The 19,665-nt window shown below is 47.4% G+C and carries 18 protein-coding genes; 11 read left to right on the top strand and 7 right to left on the bottom strand.

The genetic code is table 11. The features are described 5' to 3' along the window. Positions 1–6: 6 nt before the first annotated feature. From KNQ05_RS13810 to KNQ05_RS13800, 3 genes are read left to right on the top strand one after another with little or no spacing between them, the layout of a single operon-like run. Positions 7–1,575 carry a GGDEF domain-containing protein gene (locus KNQ05_RS13810; protein WP_088838010.1) on the top strand — a complete coding sequence of 523 codons (1,569 nt, stop codon included), beginning with the start codon at positions 7–9 and terminating at the stop codon, positions 1,573–1,575. Between the two features lie 10 nt (positions 1,576–1,585). After that, positions 1,586–1,915 (top strand): potassium channel family protein, encoded by a 330-nt coding sequence (locus KNQ05_RS13805; protein WP_029331830.1) that lies wholly within the window; start codon positions 1,586–1,588, stop codon positions 1,913–1,915. Positions 1,916–1,932: 17 nt separating this feature from the next. Beyond that, positions 1,933–2,574, top strand: a complete 642-nt coding sequence (locus KNQ05_RS13800; protein WP_088838011.1) for a hypothetical protein — start codon at positions 1,933–1,935, stop codon at positions 2,572–2,574. Positions 2,575–2,794: 220 nt separating this feature from the next. On the opposite strand, the gene mgtE is transcribed toward KNQ05_RS13800, so the two are convergent. Continuing rightward, positions 2,795–4,147 carry a magnesium transporter gene (mgtE, locus tag KNQ05_RS13795; protein WP_088838012.1) on the bottom strand — a complete coding sequence of 451 codons (1,353 nt, stop codon included), beginning with the start codon at positions 4,145–4,147 and terminating at the stop codon, positions 2,795–2,797. A gap of 229 nt (positions 4,148–4,376) precedes the next feature. On the opposite strand from mgtE, the gene KNQ05_RS13790 reads away from it, so the two are divergent. From KNQ05_RS13790 to KNQ05_RS13765, 6 genes are all read left to right on the top strand, one after another. Further along, positions 4,377–5,117, top strand: coding sequence for a metal ABC transporter ATP-binding protein (locus tag KNQ05_RS13790; protein ID WP_214802914.1), 741 nt, complete (start codon positions 4,377–4,379; stop codon positions 5,115–5,117). Further along, positions 5,114–5,965, top strand: a complete 852-nt coding sequence (locus tag KNQ05_RS13785; protein ID WP_029331835.1) for a metal ABC transporter permease — start codon at positions 5,114–5,116, stop codon at positions 5,963–5,965. Before KNQ05_RS13790 ends, KNQ05_RS13785 begins: the two co-directional genes overlap by 4 nt. Next, positions 5,962–6,876 carry a metal ABC transporter substrate-binding protein gene (locus KNQ05_RS13780; protein WP_088838015.1) on the top strand — a complete coding sequence of 305 codons (915 nt, stop codon included), beginning with the start codon at positions 5,962–5,964 and terminating at the stop codon, positions 6,874–6,876. Before KNQ05_RS13785 ends, KNQ05_RS13780 begins: the two co-directional genes overlap by 4 nt. A 92-nt stretch (positions 6,877–6,968) precedes the next feature. Next, positions 6,969–7,472 (top strand): PCYCGC motif-containing (lipo)protein, encoded by a 504-nt coding sequence (locus KNQ05_RS13775; protein WP_214805785.1) that lies wholly within the window; start codon positions 6,969–6,971, stop codon positions 7,470–7,472. Positions 7,473–7,707: 235 nt separating this feature from the next. Continuing rightward, the gene (locus tag KNQ05_RS13770) at positions 7,708–8,730 is read left to right on the top strand and encodes a zinc-binding alcohol dehydrogenase family protein (protein WP_214805784.1); all 1,023 of its coding nucleotides are present in this window, start codon (positions 7,708–7,710) and stop codon (positions 8,728–8,730) included. Between the two features lie 240 nt (positions 8,731–8,970). Then, positions 8,971–11,406: a HAMP domain-containing sensor histidine kinase gene (locus KNQ05_RS13765; protein WP_214767826.1), complete on the top strand. Its 2,436-nt coding sequence runs from the start codon at positions 8,971–8,973 to the stop codon at positions 11,404–11,406. Between the two features lie 81 nt (positions 11,407–11,487). Here the strand turns inward: KNQ05_RS13765 and wrbA are convergent, their stop codons facing one another. The 5 genes from wrbA to KNQ05_RS13740 all read right to left on the bottom strand — a co-directional run bounded on the left by wrbA (position 11,488) and on the right by KNQ05_RS13740 (position 15,909). After that, on the bottom strand, positions 11,488–12,090 hold the full coding sequence (wrbA, locus tag KNQ05_RS13760) for an NAD(P)H:quinone oxidoreductase (protein WP_088838019.1): 603 nt from the start codon (positions 12,088–12,090) through the stop codon (positions 11,488–11,490). A 139-nt stretch (positions 12,091–12,229) separates the two neighbouring features. Then, entirely contained in the window at positions 12,230–13,276 is a 1,047-nt protein-coding gene (locus KNQ05_RS13755) for a DUF2332 domain-containing protein (RefSeq protein ID WP_214805783.1), read from the bottom strand. A 135-nt stretch (positions 13,277–13,411) separates the two neighbouring features. Beyond that, positions 13,412–13,927 (bottom strand): VOC family protein, encoded by a 516-nt coding sequence (locus tag KNQ05_RS13750; RefSeq protein WP_214805781.1) that lies wholly within the window; start codon positions 13,925–13,927, stop codon positions 13,412–13,414. 32 nt (positions 13,928–13,959) lie between these two features. After that, complete coding sequence (locus KNQ05_RS13745; protein WP_214805780.1) at positions 13,960–14,931, bottom strand: Gfo/Idh/MocA family protein; 972 nt, start codon at positions 14,929–14,931, stop codon at positions 13,960–13,962. Between the two features lie 27 nt (positions 14,932–14,958). Then, on the bottom strand, positions 14,959–15,909 hold the full coding sequence (locus KNQ05_RS13740; protein ID WP_214805779.1) for a sugar-binding transcriptional regulator: 951 nt from the start codon (positions 15,907–15,909) through the stop codon (positions 14,959–14,961). 193 nt (positions 15,910–16,102) lie between these two features. On the opposite strand from KNQ05_RS13740, the gene KNQ05_RS13735 reads away from it, so the two are divergent. Continuing rightward, complete coding sequence (locus tag KNQ05_RS13735) at positions 16,103–17,902, top strand: LTA synthase family protein (RefSeq protein ID WP_214805778.1); 1,800 nt, start codon at positions 16,103–16,105, stop codon at positions 17,900–17,902. Positions 17,903–18,141: 239 nt separating this feature from the next. Here the strand turns inward: KNQ05_RS13735 and KNQ05_RS13730 are convergent, their stop codons facing one another. Then, positions 18,142–18,684 (bottom strand): GNAT family N-acetyltransferase, encoded by a 543-nt coding sequence (locus KNQ05_RS13730; RefSeq protein ID WP_214805777.1) that lies wholly within the window; start codon positions 18,682–18,684, stop codon positions 18,142–18,144. A gap of 239 nt (positions 18,685–18,923) precedes the next feature. Here KNQ05_RS13730 and KNQ05_RS13725 point away from each other — a divergent pair, with 239 nt between their 5' ends. Further along, the gene (locus KNQ05_RS13725) at positions 18,924–19,496 is read left to right on the top strand and encodes a sulfatase-like hydrolase/transferase (protein WP_214805776.1); all 573 of its coding nucleotides are present in this window, start codon (positions 18,924–18,926) and stop codon (positions 19,494–19,496) included. The last annotated feature ends 169 nt before the right edge of the window (positions 19,497–19,665 follow it).

Raw genomic sequence — 19,665 nt, 5'->3', positions numbered from 1 at the left:
CTTGTCATGACGACATTATTTTTGTTTACCGCGGTTTATCTACTACCCACGTTCATCATGTTTTATATGTCCGTCGACATTTTCTTACGCAACCCGAAACGAGCGGAACACCGCCTGTTAAGTCTGTTCACATTTGCTTACGGGATGATGTTCTTAGGCGAATTTTTCCGAAATGCTTCGCCGATTGAAATGAGTCCGGCTTTCGTGACGTACTGGTTCGGAAATGCCGGATTACTTGTATTTAGTACGTCTCTTCACTTTATCTTTCGTGTCTCAAATCTTCGAAAAAAAATCCCCCGTTTTTTGTATCCCGGGATTTTTTATGCACCGATGCTCATCGTCCTCGTAACTTATCTCTTTCAAACGAATGTCATCAACAGCCAACGTTTTGAACAAGTCGGTCTGTTCATCTACCCAGAATTCAATTCATCTTATTTAATTACAATCACCGTCGGAAACGTGTTTCACACCTTGGTCTTCACGTTACTTGTTTATACACGCAAACAATTAAACGATGCGCGGCGGGGGATTATCACCTTACTGATTTTCGCTGCTTCGCTCACACTCATCTGGAACATTTTGTTCGGTTACTTTTCGTTTTACGGCAAGATCCCACCGTATGCGTATATGTATGGCGGACTCTTTTGGGCGGCTGCCATCACGATGTCAATGCGTCGATTTGATTTCTTGGCTTCTTATCAAACACGCTTCGCGACACTCTACAACTTGAACCCGTCAGCCATCGTTCTTCTAGACCGCAGTGGCGTCATCGAAAGTGCTAATCCGGCCGCCTATCAACTGCTCGAAGAAACGGAACTCGTCGGACAGTCGTTCCTTGATTACTTGCCGCAAAACAAGCGAACGGACTGGCTCGAACATTACACACACCACTTTGACTCTTCTAATCAATTCATCGAATACGAAACGAAAGTCGCGACGATTCAAAAACAGGAACGGTATGTCGTCATGGATGGGGATTTCGTTTTCATCGAACAAGAACTGCATGGGATGTTGCTCATTCGTGACATTCAAGCTTCGAAAGAGGCGGAACAAGCGATTCGTTTCTTCGCCTATAACGATCCCTTGACGAAGATTCCGAACCGACGCAGCTTTTACGAAACAGCCGCGGCGGAACTCTTACAACACGCGAGTTGCTCGATTGCCGTCGTCGATCTCGACGGATTCAAAGCGATCAACGATACGTTCGGTCATCAAATCGGTGATGAATATTTAATTCACATCGCACAGCTGCTAGAAGAACATGTTGCAGAAATCGGATTTGCGGCACGTGTCGGAGGCGATGAATTTTTCTTATTGCTCTATGACCAGACACCAGAACAGCTGCACCACTTCGCGACGTCCTTGCTCGAGCGGTTCCAAGTCAATCCTTTCACGCTAGCTGAAGAATTAATCGACATCCGAACGAGTATCGGGATCAGTTTCTCACCTGACCACGGGATCAACCTTGATACATTGATTCACCATGCAGACCAGGCGATGTATGACGTCAAAAACAACGGTAAAAATGATTACCGGATTCATGATACGATGGACAAAACATTGCGTCAGCATTAAGGAGATTTGTATGATTTCATTTTTAGCGATTTTTTCACGGTTGTTCAAAGGCATTCGACGAGCGTTTCAGATTTCTTATTTCCAGGGACTCCTGTTCCTCTGTTTGTTGACGTTAGTTTCCGGAACAATTTTCTATAGCACCGAAGAAAATTTATCGATCGTCGATGCTCTCTATTTCTGCATCACGACGCTCAGTACGATCGGTCACCCGACGTTCGTCCCGACGACGACACTTAGTAAAATCTTCACGATGGCCTACATTACGATTGGATGCGGTCTGTTCCTGACCTTGATTGCTACCCTCTCGTACGTATTGATTAAGCAACCCGACGAAGATTGATGAAGGGAGAACGTCCGATGCGACAAGCCGCGATTCAAAACAACTTCGACTGGTGTCGGCTCATCTGTGAGCTCCACGGCTGTACCGTAAAGGAAACGGACGATCAATGGATTGCGACCGGAGACGTGCCTGCACTGTATCCAGAAGTGATGATTCGGACGCCCCATCAACACTTGACGTTCGATACAGCAAGCAGTATCAAAGATTGTACGGCGAGCTATGATTTTTCAAAAGACGGTCTGACTCATCTCTTTACAGCAGAGTGGATTGCACGCCAACCGATTTATGATCGTCTGGCCCTGCCGCCTGACTGGACGGTCGTGACAAACGTGCGGCTTGCAGAACAGTTTTTCAAACTCGTCGACGTCCATGACTTACCACGTGACCTATTCAATCGAAAAGAGGTCCGCCTGTTTTTCTCCGATCAACAACAAGCTGCCTTTATCGCTTTTTCGAACGGACAGACGACGGGACTTTCGCATTTAACATCGGATTATCTAGACGAGCGCTTATGGGACGATGTCATTCGGCTCAGTTCAGCCCATTTTCCCGGGCAACGAATCGTCGGCTACGAGTATGGCGATCAACTGATCACAGCACTCGAAGCCGGATTTGATGATATCGGTCCGCTCGCTGTTTGGACACGGATGACGCCTTGATTCAGGCGATGTATCGCTTATCGAGGTCGAAGAGTTCATGTAGGTGTACTGCCTTATAGCGCTTTCTCGTCTTCAAAGCGACACGCCTAAAAAGCATCATGTTTCGTTGACTCCTGCGGGGAAAACAACGAAAAGAACGACGCTCTCATTTCACAACTGCAACTTCGTCTACACGAAAGAAGCACGCCTGACATATCGTCAGGCGTGCTTCTTCAATGTTTCACATCAAATGATTGATAAAGGCAGTCGCAATCCCGAAATAAACGAGTAACGACAAGATGTCATTGAGCGTCGTAATGAGTGGACCCGAGGCAATCGCCGGGTCAATCTTCAACCGGTGCAAAATCAGCGGAATGATTGTCCCGGCGAGCGTTCCGAAAATCAACGTGATGATTAACGAACTACCGACGACGAGACCAAGAATCGGATTTCCCTGCCAGACATAGGCAATGATGGCGATTAAAATTCCACACGTCACCCCGATGATTAAACCGACGCGGAATTCCCGTAAAATCAAACGCGTAACGACCTTTTTGTCGACTTCCCGTGTAATCAACCCCCGGACAACGACCGCAAGTGATTGCGTTCCTGTGTTTCCGGTCATCCCGGCAATCATCGGCATGAAGAAGGCGAGCGCAACGACTTTCGATAGTGTCTCCTCAAACTGACTGATGATCGAACCGGAAACGAGGCCGATGAACAGTAATAAAATCAACCAAGGCAACCGACGTGTTGCGGCAATCAGTGGTTTCGTCTCAAAATCAATCGACTTACCGGACGCTGCCAGCTTCTCGATGTCCTCATTCGCTTCTTCCCGTAAAACATCTAACGCATCATCGACCGTAATCAGACCGACGAGTACATCGCCTTCGACGACAGGTAACGAAACGAGGTCATAGCGTTCGAACATCTTCGCGACATCTTCCTGATCGGTTTCAGCCGATACACGGATGACTTTTTGATCCATGACGTCACCAATCTGCTCGGCATTATTCGCAAGAATTAAATTCCGGTATGAGATGACACCGACGAGTTCACTCAACTGATTGACGACGTAGACATAATTAATCGTTTCCGAATACTCGATATAGTCACGCATCTTTTCGACGGTCTCTCCGACCGTGAAGTCTTCCGGGACCCAAATAAAACGGTTTGTCATCAAGCGACCGGCTGTCTCGACTGGATAGGTCAGCAGGTTTCGGACGACGAGCGCTTCATCCTGACGCATACCGGACAGAAGGCGGTCGACTTCCTCTTCTTGCAGCTCTTCTAAGAGGTCAACTAAATCATCGTTTTCCATCAAGTCCATTACGTGACCTGCATGTTCGACATCGAGTCGACGCAAGACTTCTAATTGTTGTTCAAGCTCAAGTTCCTCAATGACATCTGCTAAACGCTCGTGATCGAGATAACGAAGCAGCCGTTCTTGCTCGACTGGTTCTAGCTCAACATAAAGCTTTGCTAAGTCATAGGGATAGACTTCCTCAATCGCTTGTTGTGCTTGTTCACGACGCTCTTTTAACAGCGCATCCAGCAACAATAACTTCCACTGTTGTTCATTCGACTGACTCACGTTACCACCCCCACGTTTTCTCCTTCTTTATCTTAGCATGAGATGTTCAAAAGCTCCCCCCTTTGAATCCAGTTGACATTTGCAGACAAACCCGTTAAAGTTTGCCCTAAGGAAACATTTATAGTTTAACGAATGATACATGACTTTATGCAATCTAATTTTTTTAGTTCTTTTTTTGCCCTAAGGAAACTTTTTATACCTTCATTAAAATTTGAAAGGAGCATGTACGATGTACGCGATAGAAGTAGAACACTTATCTGTCTCCTATTTTGAGACGACGGCACTTGAAGATGTGTCGTTAAACATTTTATCCGGTCAGCTCGTCGGCATCATCGGTCCGAACGGGGCCGGAAAATCGACGTTCATCAAAGCCTTGATGGAGTTGATTCCTGCTCAAGCTGAAAAAATCACCCTGCTCGGACAAACGATTGATGCGACCCGAACTCAAATCGCCTATGTTCCGCAACGGAGTGTCATCGATTGGGATTTTCCGATTCGTGTCATCGATGCTGTACTGATTGGTTGTTATCCGAAGCTCGGGTTGTTCAAACGACCGAACAAACACCACCGCGCTTTTGCGAGTGCTTGTCTTGAACGCGTCGGCATGAGTGAGTTCGCCGACCGCCAAATCGGTGAACTGTCTGGTGGACAGCAACAACGGGTCTTCTTAGCTCGTGCGCTCGCACAGGAAGCTGAACTTTTATTACTCGACGAACCGTTCGTTGGTGTCGATGTCGTCAGTGAACGTGTCATCATCGATCTCCTGCGCACGTTGCGTGACGAAGGCAAAACGATCATCGTCGTCCATCACGATTTGAGTAAGGCAGCTGATTATTTTGACGAATTATTACTCCTTAACAAGACGGTAATCGCGTACGGTCGACCGGAAGAGGTCTTGCAAGCAGATACGATTGAAGGGGCTTACGGGAATCCACTTGCCTTCTTGAAGAAAGCGGAGGTCTCCTCATGAATTTCATCGAAGCGATTTTTCAATACGATTTTTTACAAAAAGCACTCATCACGTCCATCATGGTCGGTGTGATTTGCGGCGTGATCGGATGTTTCATCATTTTGCGCGGCATGTCTTTGATGGGCGACGCGATTTCGCACGCCGTCTTACCCGGTGTCGCGATTTCCTACTTGCTTGGAATCAACTTCTTCATCGGAGCGGTCGCAACGGGTCTGCTGACCGCACTCGGGATTGGATTCGTCAGCCAAAACAGTCGTATCAAGAATGATACAGCGATCGGCATTCTCTTCACGTCCGCCTTCGCTCTCGGGATTATCCTGATTTCATTTTTACGCAGTAGCAGCGACCTGTACCACATCCTGTTCGGTAACGTGCTCGCCGTCCGTCCGAGTGATATGTGGATGACCCTCATCATCGGTATCATCGTCCTCGGTGGCATTTATCTCTTTTACAAGGAATTACTCGTGACCTCGTTCGACCCGACGATGGCAGCTGCCTACGGTCTTTCGACACGATTCATCCATTATTTACTGATGATGATGTTGACGCTCGTCACGGTCGCCTCCTTACAGACCGTCGGCATCATTCTCGTCGTCGCGATGCTGATTACGCCTGCTGCGACAGCCTATCTGTTGACGAACCGGCTCTCACGGATGATTTTCCTGTCGGCCAGCTTCGGAACGATTTCCGCCATCATCGGTCTTTACTTGAGCTTCACGTACAATCTGTCTTCCGGTGCGTCGATTGTTCTCGTCGCAACCGCATTGTTTGCGCTCGTCTTCATTTTTTCTCCGCGCCACGGCTTGATGCGGAAATGGAAAACATCAACAAAGGAGGTTGCTTCATGAAATTAAAAACGCTCATTCCACTCGTCGGTCTCAGCGCGCTACTCGCTGGATGTTCAAGTGAATCAACAGACAACGATAAACTTCAGGTCGTCACGACCTATTCGATTTTAGAGGACATGGCCCGCGTCGTCGGCGGTGAACACGTCGAGGTCCATAGTATGGTCAAAATCGGAGCAAACCCGCATGAATATGACCCACTTCCGACGGATGTTCGAAAAATGGCAGATGCCGATGTCGTCTTTTACAACGGACTCAACCTTGAAGCTGGAGGTTCATGGTTCAACAAATTACGTTCAAGTACGAACAAAGACGATAAAGATGCTCCTGTCTATGAACTGAGTCAAGGTGTCGATCCGAAGTACCTGACATCTAAAGGGAAAGAACAGGAAACCGATCCCCATGCATGGCTCGATCTTCAAAACGGAATTCAGTATGTCGAAAATGTCAAAGACGGTCTCATTAAAGAAGACCCGGAACATAAAGCTGATTATGAAAAAAATGCATCGTCCTATATTCAAGAACTTGAAACACTCGATACGCGAGCAAAAGAACGCTTTGCCCGGATACCGGAAGAACAACGTCACCTGATTACGAGCGAAGGTGCTTTTAAATACTTTAGCGATGCTTACGATTTTAAAGCCGATTACATTTGGGAAATCAATTCAGATAACCAAGGGACGCCGGATCAAGTTCGCCGCGTCGTCGACTTGATTAAACAACAAGAGATTCCCGTCCTGTTCGTCGAAACGAGCGTCGATCGTCGGAGCATGGAAACTGTCTCGCGTGAAACCGGCGTCCCGATCGGTGGTACGCTCTACACCGATTCACTCGGTGCCGAAGGAAAAGACGGATCGACCTATTTGACGATGATGGAAGCGAACTTCGATACGATTGAACAACAATTGAAATGAGCTAGTCATTAAATCGTCATCATCCCCCTCTCAAATCGATTAAACGACACGGTATACTGACTGATAGAGGAAATCGATTTGGAGGGAAGTTCATGAAACGACAAGTACGTTGGTTTACACTAACGTTGACGGCAAGTCTAGCGCTCGGCGCTTGTGCCCCAGCGGAACAACATACAGACAAGCAGATGAGCACAGAACATGCAGAGCACGAGACGCACGGTGCAGGGGATCAACTCGAAAAAACGAGTGCCAAGACGATTGCACCCGCTTTCTTAAAAGAAACCGATGAATCGATCCAAACGATTTATCTTGCCGTCGCCAAGCATCAAGACTTACTTGAAAAAATGCCGTGTTACTGTGGATGCGGTGAGACAGCCGGTCATACGAGTAACTATGACTGTTTCATCGCCAATCAGACAGCAGAAGGTGAAACGACGTGGACAACACACGGCATCACATGCGGGACATGTCTCGATATCGCGGCACAATCCATCGTCGCCTACCAACAAGGAACACCGATCAAAAAAATCCGCCAAGACATCGATGCAACTTACGCAACTACTGGAGTCGCCCCGACAAAAACACCTGCATTATAATACTCATTCAAAAAGCCCCTTACTCACACGGCTGCGCATCTTTAAATGCGTCGTCTGATCGATGGGGCTTTTTTTGTTGACGCACAATTAGCATTCAAAGCGTTAGCGTTAGCGTTAGCGTTAGCGTTAGCGTTAGCGTTAGCGTTAGCGTTTCCTTCTTTTTGTAGACGTTTCATTTCAGCTACACGGTGGAACATTTTGAAGAGATACCTGAAACAGGAAAGGATGACGACAGATGACACAGATGAAAGCCGTTGGATTTCACCAACACTTGCCGATTACAGAAGAGAATAGTTTGATTAATCTTGAACTGCCACGTCCGGAAGCGACTGGTCATGATGTACTCGTCGAAGTCAAAGCCGTTTCCGTCAATCCGGTCGATACGAAAGTCCGGGCACACGGTCAAGATGAAACGGAACCGAAAGTCATCGGGTATGATGCTGCCGGAATCATCGTCGAAGTCGGGAATGACGTCGGACGGTTCGAAGTCGGTGACGAAGTCTATTATGCAGGTGCCATCAACCGTCCGGGATCAAACAGTACGTTCCAACTCGTCGACGAGCGAATCGTCGCGAAAAAACCGGAACGGTTGACGTTCGCCGAAGCGGCGGCGTTGCCGTTGACAACACTGACGGCATACGAAGCATTAACCGATCGCCTCCATATCTCGTTTGACGCCAAGTCGAACCTCGACAAGACGATTTTAATCGTCGGTGCAGCCGGAGGTGTCGGTTCCATCGCGACGCAACTCGCGAACAAAGCCGGACTGACCGTCATCGGGACGGCTTCGCGCAGTGAAACGATCGACTGGGCGAAAGCACACGGGGCACACCATACGATCAACCACCATGAGGACTTCCGCCCGCAACTGGAAGCACTCGGCTATTCGTACGTCGACTACATCTTTTGTTTGAATGCGACCGATCAGCATTTTGAAGCGATGGTCGATGTCATTGCGCCGCAAGGAAGTATTTGCAGCATCGTCGAGACCGACAAATTGCTTGATTTAAGTGCCTTGCAACAGAAGAGTGCGAACTTCGTCTGGGAATTCATGTTCACCCGGTCCCTGTTCCAAACGCCTGACATGATGCGCCAACACGATATCTTGACGCAAGTCGCGGCGTGGATCGATGCAGAGGAGTTAGAAACGACGGTCACGAAAACCTTGACCGACATCAATGCAGCAAACTTAAAAGAAGCCCATCGTCTCGTCGAAAGTGGGAAGACGATCGGGAAGGTCGTCGTCGCAGAAGCATGATCCGGTCACTTCACCCAAGCCATTCAAGTAAAACACTAACTTAACTAAGGTCAATTCTACGCTCAGGCATACTGTCAATCAGTATGTCTTTTCTAATGTTAATTTCTCATATTAAAGATATTTTAATTTTTCTTCTATATTTTTAAGTCTAAAAAATGTACGATTATGATAAGAAAAATATGTACACAAGTTACATCTAATGCATATATACGCTGACGTAAAGGAGCATTTAAAAATTATATGAATAAATGGTTAAATAAAAAAATCAGTCGGCAAATCATGTTCGCTTTTTATCTTATCTTACTTGTACTTTCAACGACCTCGATTGCTGCTTACTTTTATACAAATCATCAAGTCGCTAATGCCGAAAGTAGGATTGACGATATCAGCACCAGAGAAGACCGCGCGACGAAGCTCTGGGATACATGGCAGTCGCTTCAGTATGAAGTCAGGGGCTATGTCGTCTTCGGAGATGACGCCGTCATGGATGTGATCGAGTCGAAACAAGCATCACTCGAGCGCCAGACGAAATGGTTCGAACAAAATCGGATTTATGAAGCTGATCAAATTTATGCGACTGACATCCGATCGCTCTATACGTCGTATACGAAATTCGTCATGCCGAGTCTCATCCGTTACGTCCAAGCGAAACAGTCAGGAGCGATTGATGAAACGTTTCTTGAGATGCCGAGTTTAAAAGCAATGATGCCAGACATTCCGTCAGACCCTGACCGGAAATTTAAAATGGATGCTTCCGATAGCGAAACGATGCGCACGAGTGTCAACACGATGGAAAGTGTCTTTACGAGTTACCGAAACAGCTTAAACGCAAAGGAAGCAACAGCAAAAGACCAACTCGTTCAACAGACGAAATACGCCGGTTGGATTTGGTTAATCAACCTAGCAGTCCTGTTTCTCGTCGTGTTACTCCTCGTTCGTCCTTTCATCGAACGGACGACGCGTCAAATCCAACTGCTGAGTAAAGAAAGTAAATTGCTCGCGCAAGGACAACATACAGCACCACTGATTCCGATTGAACGCTCTGACGAAATCGGCGAACTTAGTAAATCGTTTCATCAGATGGCATCCGCCCTGATTGATAACAAGCATCGCCTGATGTCGACGAACGATAACTTGGAACAAGCACTCAAAGTGACGTTACGCAATGAAGCATTACTAAAAATACGGAACCAACTGACAGAGACGCTTGCTTCCCGTGACTCCGTGACGGCTTATCCTGCTGTCATCGAAAAAATGGTTGAAATTACAGGGTCGACGCATGGATCACTTATCTTTAAAGAAGGAACGACTGTAACCAATATCATCTCGCACGCGATGACAGATCAAGAACAGGACACCTTGATCGCGACGATTGAACCATTAATCCGTCAAGCGCGCCGTGATAAGATACCGCATACGGCACAAAATGCTGAACGCGCCTTAGCCGTTACTCCGGTTCTTGATCCGAGTACGGATGAAATCATTGCCTATATCTATTTAATGCGTCTAGACATGGCCTTCAACAAACAAGAACAAGAAGAACTTGCGACCTTCTCACGTCAACTCGCCCTATCCCTGCTTCGGATGCGAACGTTTGATGAGATCGACCGTGAACGTGAGAAGACATCCCGTCTTCTAAACTCAATCCGTGAGTCCGTCGTCTACATTGAACCGGACGGCTCCAATCAGTTAATTAACCGGCCGTTACTTGATCTATTCAACCATTCAATCGAACAAGATTCGGAAGTCGACTGGTTGCTTGATATTGATGAATCGATCGTCAATTTAAAATACCGGGTTGACCAACTGCCTGAGTTTGAGCGTTATTTGCATCAAACCTTTATTGAGCACGAAACCGGTGAAGGTATCCTGTTCTCGATTGATCAGGAAAAACGTTTCATCAAAACGTATTCTGAAAAAATCCACTACGGTGGTCAGTTCCGTGGCATCATGCTCGTTATGCGTGACGTCACGAACGAAGTCGAAATCGATCGTTTAAAAAATGAACTCGTTTCGACGATTTCGCACGAATTACGGACACCCTTGTCATCGATTTACGGATTTACCGAATTGATGATTGAACGTGAGCTGTCACCGAAGCGGCAAAAGACTTACCTCGAAGCCGTTCACTCAGAGACAAAACGCTTATCTCTACTGATTAACGATTTCCTGGATTTACAACGGATGGAAGCAGACCGTCAGGAATATGAGTTTGAATCGTTTGATTTAGTCGAACTGATTGAAGACCTGAAACAATTCCACGGTCTCTCTTCGACGACTCATGTGATTACCGTCTCACACGATGTAACGCATCTGTTAATCGAAGGCGATGCGAAAAAAATCCGTCAATTGTTCGGGAACCTAATCAACAATGCCATCAAATATTCACCGGCCGGCGGAGCCATCGATATCGAATTAGCGGTTCGCGATACGCAGGCTTCCGTCGCGATTCGTGACCACGGAATCGGGATTCCGACTTCTGCGATGGGTGAATTATTCCAAAAATTCTACCGGGTCGATAACTCGGATACACGCAAAATCGGCGGGACTGGACTGGGTCTATCGATTTGTCGCGAAATCGCCCGTGCTCATGACGGTGAAATCCACGTCGAATCCATCGAAGGTGAAGGATCGACTTTCACCGTCGACTTGCCATTGCGCCATCCGAATGCTTGATTTCAACTACACACTTCATACAAAAAGGACAATCGATAAACGCTATCGATCGTCCTTTTTTGATTGCTTGAATTTGCGCTCTTACTTCAGGAGACGGCTCGCCACTTCGACTGTCCGTTTTGCTTGATGACGGACGGCAGGTTCAACTGACTCAACCATCTTCCCTTCCTGGTCGACGGTGACCGTCGTTCCGTACGGGTTCCCTCCTGCTGCAAACAGCACCGGATCCGAATAGCCAGGTGCCGCAACGATTGCACCCCAGTGGAACATCGTCGCATAGACGGCAAGGACGGTCGTTTCCTGACCACCATGCGGGTTTTGTGCAGAAGACATTGCACTGACGACTTTATCGACAAGTTTTCCTTGTCCCCAAAGTCCTCCCGTCGTATCAAGGAATTGTTGGAATTGACCTGGGACATGTCCATAACGCGTCGGCACACTAAAGATGATTGCGTCCGCCCAGTCGAGTAAGTCGACGGTTGCTTCTTCGACGTCACGTGTCGCGTCCGTATGTTTTTGCCAAAGTGGATTCGAGGCAATCGCTTCCGCCGGTGCGGTTTCTTTAACTTTTGCAAGGCGGACTTCTGCTCCGGCAGCTTCCCCTGCCTCTTTCGCCCACGTGGCGAGTTGATGATTGGTACCGGTCGAACTGTAGTAAATGACTGCTAATTTCACATTAGACATGGAATCGCTCCTTTTCTACGACAGTGACGGACAATGGATGTACAGGTTATCTTTTCCCATTTTGTCTGTAAAAAAACGCCTTTATCTTGATCCTAAGATTTTTTGTGACTGAACTTCGATGCCTGCTTCTCTTTTTTTCTTAGTTCGGAAGAACGGATGCAGTCGGCAACAACCATTTGAACCAACGTCCGTGCCCGTCCGTTTCAGCAATCGTCTGTTCCTGGAGTGCCCCGTCCCGGTACAGATCAAGGTGCAAATAACGGTCCTGAACGTTATTGTACAGGTGATAGACGTCACGCGTTTGTCCAATCCGCTCGACGACGTGGAGCAGTTCTTTTTTCAGTGCAAGCGGTAACTGGTTTGCGACATGGGTATGGAAAATACAGAGGATATGCGCTGTCGGAATTCGCTCGGCACATGGTTCAAGGAGTTGAATCCCATCCCCTTCAATCAGTTCGAGTGGATGTTCGGCGACGTAACGTGCCGCCTGTTCAAACAGTTCAAGCCGCTCCCGGTGTTCCGTCCAAATCAAGGCCTTTAACCATAATCGTTCGTCGTCATCCGTCAAATCAACGGTGTTCAAGTCAAGCCCGATTCGCTCGGCAATCGGCGGTGCTGTCCGTGCAAGCGGTGGGACATGCTCACCTTCAATCGTCGACGTCAAACGAAGACGCGACGCCGGATTTCCGAACGTCTCCCCCGTTCCGTAGTCATATGCGTACTGGTCGAACAGCAACTGCAGACCGGCACTCGTACCGATCTCAAGTAACGCGAGCGGACGCTGTTCGGCTTGATGAATCATCCCGAAGACCGGATAGAGATAGGTACAGCGCCGGACTTCGTTCGTTTGGACGAGACGCGTCGTCAGCAACTCAATCAATTCCGTTTCGTAGACCCGGCAAAAATCCTGAAAAGCCGGAAATGACTCATCGAACGGTGCGGCGTCCGTCGTCACACTCGGATAATACCGGGCTAACGGATGCTCGATCCCTTTTAGTAACAGATAATGGACGGCACCAAACAAGAGGTTCGGTACCGGTTGTCCGTCCCGTGCCTGTTGGCATATTGTCAAAATCGCTGTATCACGCGCGACGTGACGCGATAAGTAATCGTAAAACGGACTTGAGTCCTTACACTCGCGTTCCGCGAACGTCTGAAACCGTACCGCTAATTCTTCATGCGTCATCCATCTTCCCCCCTTGTTTCATTCTTTTATTAGAAATTCACCAATTCCTTCCAAAAACCTTTTTTGAGTAGGCATTTAAAAAAACGAGCGATGCACGCTTCCTTAAGAAGAATAACATCACTCGTTTCTACGATTTTAAGCCGGTGGTGTCCACCGCTTTGCTTCGCTGCCATCGGGATAATCGATACCGTCTGGATAAGCGATTAATTCAATCAAGCTGCTCCATGGCGTGACACCATAGACGCCACGGTTACGCGGACCGTCCTCGACACCGGCTAACGGATGCGGTGCCGAAAGAAGTGTTCCCCCCGCGTCTTTAAACCGCTGCGTCGCTTCCTGCATGTCATCGACATAGATTGCGAAGTGGTGCAGACCGAGATCAGAAATCCGTGCCGGTTCCTGATCCGTCGGTGTACCGAGCTGGAACAGTTCGAGCGTCGGTCCCTTCGCGATTTGCAGTAATCGCATGTGGATGATTGTTTTCCCAGACGGTAATCCGAGTTGCTGTTCGACTTCCTCACCTTGCATCGGTTCTTGCTCAGGGCGTTGCACATCATAACAAACCTTCGCGTCAAAGGCCTGCTTGAAAAATGTCGTCGCCTCTTCCATATCGGGTACAGTCATCCCGACATGATCGATTCCTCTCATCATCGTACTCGCTCCTTTCGCATGATTCCGTTTAATTATTCAAAAGCATAGGATAAGTCCCATTGTTGGCGTGCCTCATCCATCAAGCTCATCACTTGACGTGAGAGTGGTAACGTCCAGTTTTCTCGTCCGTTCATCACCATCTCATTCATCGCTTCGACTTCATACACGAGGGCTTTACCCGTATCTCCGGCTTCGATCGTCTCGACGGTCCCATCCGCCGTATAGGTGATGGTCGCCTTGTCTGCCCTCGGAAAATCATCGACCGTGATAAAGCCCTTTTCTCCAGCGACGATTCCCCGCTTCGGCATCTTCGCCCGCATCGCCAGTGACACGACGGCCAGCTCCTCTTGATTGTTTTTCATCACGATGCCTGACTGTTCATCGACACCTGTCTTGTATTTTTTAAGTGTCGTATGCAATTCGGTCGGCTGACTCGATAAGAACAAGCGTGTGAACGAGAGTGCATACGTTCCGATATCGAGCATCGCCCCGCCGGCAAGATCCGGATTGAAGAACCGATTCGTCGGATCATCTTCCTTGCTACTACCGAACGTGACATTGACCATGCTGATTTTGCCGATTTTCCCTTGATCAATCACTTCATGGAGCTTTCGATACAGCGGCATATGATAAATCGTCATTGCTTCGGCGAGGATTAAATCTTTTGCCTGCGCAAGCTGAATCACTTCTTGAAGTTGCGTACTGTTCATCGTGATTGCCTTTTCACATAACACATGTTTTCCGGCGTTTAAGGCATCGACGATGTACGAATAGTGGACGCTATGTGGTGTCGCGATATAGACGACATCAATTCGCCCGTCCTGGAACATCGACTCCGTATCGGCATACACCTGCTCAATCCCGAACTGTTCAGCAAATCGGTTCGTTTTGTCCGTGTTTCTCCCCCACACGCCGAATATCCGTCCGTTCACTTCTTTGATTGCTGCGGCAAATTCCGCTGCGATGCCTCCTGGTCCAACGATTCCCCAATTCACTTGTTCCATCTTCAATCGCTCCCTTATAATCCGTACTCATTCTGCCAACAATTCGTATGCCGTCTCTTCCGTCGTGACGAGGACGTTCAGGTATCCTGCCGTCAACGCTGCCCGGATTGCACTCACTTTCGCTGTCGATTCAGCGACTCCAATCGCATAGTTTGCTTGCTTCAATTGTGCCAAATCAATTGAAATCGTCCGCCCCGTCAGCTCGGTTTCGACGAGTTTCCCTGACGCGTCAAAAAAGTTCGAGCAAATATCTCCGACGACTTGTCCGTCTTGCATCGACCGGTCGAGCCGTTCCCCGTAAAACCCAAGCCAGTTCGGACCGTCATTGATCAACGGTGAGCCGATTCCGACGACCGCAACCTGTAATTGACCCCATAACCCTTCGACTTCACGAAAATGTCCTGAATCCGTCAGCGCTGTTTTTAAATCCGGTGTCTGAACGATTGCCGGAAAATCGATCAGCTTGGACTGACCGTTTGTTTTTCGCGCCACTTCATAGACAATCGTATTTGCATAGTAGCGACTGGCTAATTTTCCGTCCGGTCCCCCAATTAACGGTACACATGTAATGTCGAGTCCTTTTGTCGGATGCCATGCTTCCGCGACGGCGGCCAACGAGCTGCCCCAAGAAAAGCCAACGACATCCTGTTCATTGATGATTTCGTTCAAATAACTCGCACAGGCCTGTCCCATCGCCATCAATCTATGCGGCTTTGACTCCGCTCGTTTCGTTGGTACAAGAATGACTTCTTTCAGGTTATAGCGCGCTTTTAGTTTTTCTGCGACCGCAACATCACGAAAGGCATCATAGTTGATTCGAATCTGGACGATTCCCTGTTCACGAATTTTTTTCAACATCCGACTGATGCTCGTTCGGTTAACACTTAACTCTTTTGCGATTTCGCTTTGCGTCATATCCTGTTCGTAATACATACGTGCTACCCGGTACAGCACGTTTATTTCTTGTGGATCGCTCATTATGCACCCCCTTTTGCACAAATGTACACCACAATGCACGTTTGTGCAAATGTTTTCCAAATTAAAGAAAAATAAATGACACTTAGTTCCTTTTACATCTTCTCTAGGCTTAGCACATCCTGACGTTCTCAAGCCTCGACTTTAGGGTAAACAGCATTAGACAACGATGATACAGACAAGGAGGTTGGCTTTGATGATCGGATTCGGTTATGCATTTTATTTACTACTGGGCATGCTCAAGTTCATGCTCTTCAGCTTTTATACGAACACAGAAGTTTCATTCAAGCTCGTCCTGTTGAACCTGGCCGGCATGTTGCTGTTATCGAGCTGGACGCTGCTCATCCAGTGGAAGAAACGGCGGTGGATTTGGCTTGGTCTGTTAGTGCTACATAGTTTCCTGTTAGTCTCAGATCTTTGGTATTACCGCTACTTTGACGATTTACTGTCCGTTTCCCTGATGTCACAAATGCTTCAAATGAGTGATGTCGGCAGTGGTTTCATGGCACTGATCGTCCCGACCGACTTTTTCCTGTTCGCAGATAGCATCATCTTCGGACTCGTTTTAATTTTCTTACGGAAGAAACGGTTTGCTGTTGCGAAACGACAGCAGCATCGCTCGGCGGCTGCCGCTTTTCTTGCCGGCATCGTGCTGTTCGCAGCACCACTCACCTATGCCGTCGTCAAACAGGAGCAGCGGCTCGACCAGTCGATCTCCGACATGCGTGACTACTACCAGCTCGGTTTTTGGGGATATCACGGTGTCGATCTCGCCCGTGGAATCACGCGGGCCATCAGTCCGGACGAATCATTGACGGAAGCGGAGCGGCGACGGCTCGAACAATCCGCACCGGATGAAACGGCTGGTGCTGTCAACACACCGAACATCATCATGGTCCAGTTGGAATCCTTCCAAGGGTCCGTCATCGGACAGACGATTAACGGGCAGGAGCTGACGCCGCACTTAAACGAACTCAAACAGGAGTCGCTCTACTTCGAGTCGTTTTATCACCAAACGCACGAAGGACGGACGTCGGATGCGGAATTCATTACGAATACGTCGCTGTACCCGTTGAAGTCGGGCTCGGTCTACACCCGTTTCCCGGACAATGAATTCGGCGCCTTACCGCAACTGTTAAAAGACAGCGGCTACGACACAGCCGCAATGCACGCCTACGACAAAGGGTTTTGGAACCGGGACAAAGTTTACGACAACCTCGGATTCAATCACTTTTTCAGTAATAAAGATTATCCGGACAACAAAGAAATCGGAATGGCCTTAAACGATCAACAGTTTTTGACGAAATCGATTGAACATATGGAGACGTTACAAGAACCGTCCTTCTCGTTCCTCGTCGCCTTGACGAGTCATACGCCGTATGAGATTCCAAAAGATGAACGTGAACTCGACTTAACGGGGTACGACGATCCGATGCTGAAACGGTATTACCAGACCGTTCATTATGTCGACCAGGGCGTCGGGCTGATGATTGACGAATTGAAAGCAAAAAACATGTGGGATGACGCGCTCGTAATCTTTTACGGCGACCACGACAGCGGGTTGACGAACGAAGGCAGCGAACTGCGGGAGAAAGCCGGAATCGACAACCCGGTCGACCTGTTCGAACTCGATCGCCAAGTCCCGCTGTTCATCAAGAAACCGAATCAACAGGACGGAAAGATCATCAAAGAAAACGGCGGACAAATCGATATTGCTCCGACGATCGTCGACTTGCTCAACCTCGAGTCCTCCTACATGATGGGCAACTCGCTCGTCGATGATGAACCGAACGTGACGGCGTTCCGCGACGGATCGTTCCGGTATCAAAACTATTATTATGAAGCGGACTTAACGAAAAAAGCCGGCAACGGTGTCTGTTATGACGTCTCGACGACAAGCGAAGTCGACCTTGATTTATGTAAAAAACAAGCGGATGTCCGGAAGGATTTACGCCTGTCGGATGCTATCATTGAGAAGAACGGCTTGGAACAATAGGCGAATCAAAAAATCATTTTTTTCCACGCGCTTTCCTCAGGCGAGACACAAGCCAGTTTTCCTGTCCCATTGAGACAGGAAAGCGGGTCTTGTTTGTCTCTGACAGCACAAGTCACCTTGCGCTTTTTCCTGCAGGAGTCGCGTGAATCAAATGATTTCTATCAAACGAACAGAGGGAGCCGGATGTTAATTCCGGCTCCCTCTGTTCTGTTCATATGAGTGTGTGCGTCAATAACCGTTTAAAAAAGTTTATACCAGTACAATGTGATATCAATTTCCGGATTAGCCGACTGCTTCAGCGTATCCACCCCACCAAGAACAAATCCTTCTTTTACGTAAAAACGACAGGCAATCAGATTATCATTTTGTGCTTCAAGCGATAAGCCGATTAACGACTGTTCCATCGCCCAGGTTTCAGCTGCTTCGAGCAACAAGTGACCGACACCGCTTTTCCGGAAACTGCTTCGGACAGCGATATTTTCAATGTAGGCAAAACGATTCCAGTCTTTGACGAGGCGGATTTGCCCAATGCATTCATTCTCATGAAATGCTAACAAAACAATTTTTTCACTGCTATCGATATAAGTAGACCAATCCAGTTTGTCATCCGGGAAACGGATTTCTGATGGAGTATCATATAACTGTTCTTCATAGAACCAAAGACCGTTCGAAAAAATCGGGAGAATTTTGCCGATGATCGGAAACGATTCATTTGTGTCATTGATGATAGCTATGGATTGTTCCATTAAAGGTTGAATTGTGATTTCTGCGTTTTTCTTCATAAATTTCCCCCTTTCACAACCTGTCTTATAATTTCTTAAATTTAATCTTTCTTTTGGCATGTAAAGCAAGAAACAAAGTACTTAAAAATCATGTAATCATAAGCACTTTGCGATAGGCAGAAAACTTCAATACTTATCTTTTAATCTTAGCAGACTATGAAGATAACTCCTCTGAAAATATGAATCGACCTACATAAGTCAGACACCGAATCTGAAGTATTTTTTGCAGCACAGCAGCGATGTATGCGTATGAAAAAGGCTTATGGAAACGTGATGATGTCTACGAGAACATCGGTTTCAAGCACTTCTTCAGCCAGAAGGATTATTCGAAATGGAATCAGTCCCTCGTCATCTTTTATGGCGATCACGATAGTGGACTCGTCAATGAAGGCAGTGAGATGCGCAAAAAAGCGGATGTCTCGTCTCCGGTAGCAGCCTTCGAACTCGAACGACGGATTCCGCTCTTCATCAAGAAACCCGACCAGCAAACGGGTCGGGTCATGAAAGAGAACGGCGGACAGATCGATATTGCACCGACGATTATTGATCTGTTAAACGTGAAGACGTCCTATATGATGAGGCAGTCACTCATCGATGATCAACCGAATTTACCTAGCTTCCGCGATGGTTCGTTCCGCTATGAGGACTTTTACTATGAAGCGGATTTGACAAAAGCATCAGGCGAAGGCACCTGTTACGACGTGTTGACGGAAAAGAAAGTCGAGATGAAGTTCTGCCGGAATCAAGTGAAAGATGTTAGCGAACAATTAAAGCTATCGGATAAAATTATCAAAAAGAATGAACTGAAGTAATCGATTAGTATCTGATTGTTTAAATAGTAAACAAACCTGAACCCCTTCAGAACTAGTAAGGAATCGAGTTTGTTCATTGTAGTATGACATAAGGTATTAATTTTTTAATTAGACATACATATATTTTACTCAACTAATAAGATGTTCAATTAATCATCTAATACTTTTG

The sequence above is a fragment of the Exiguobacterium sp. s125 genome (genome assembly GCF_018618605.1).
Classification (GTDB): domain Bacteria; phylum Bacillota; class Bacilli; order Exiguobacteriales; family Exiguobacteriaceae; genus Exiguobacterium_A; species Exiguobacterium_A oxidotolerans.
This window is presented reverse-complemented; position numbering and strand designations above follow the sequence as displayed.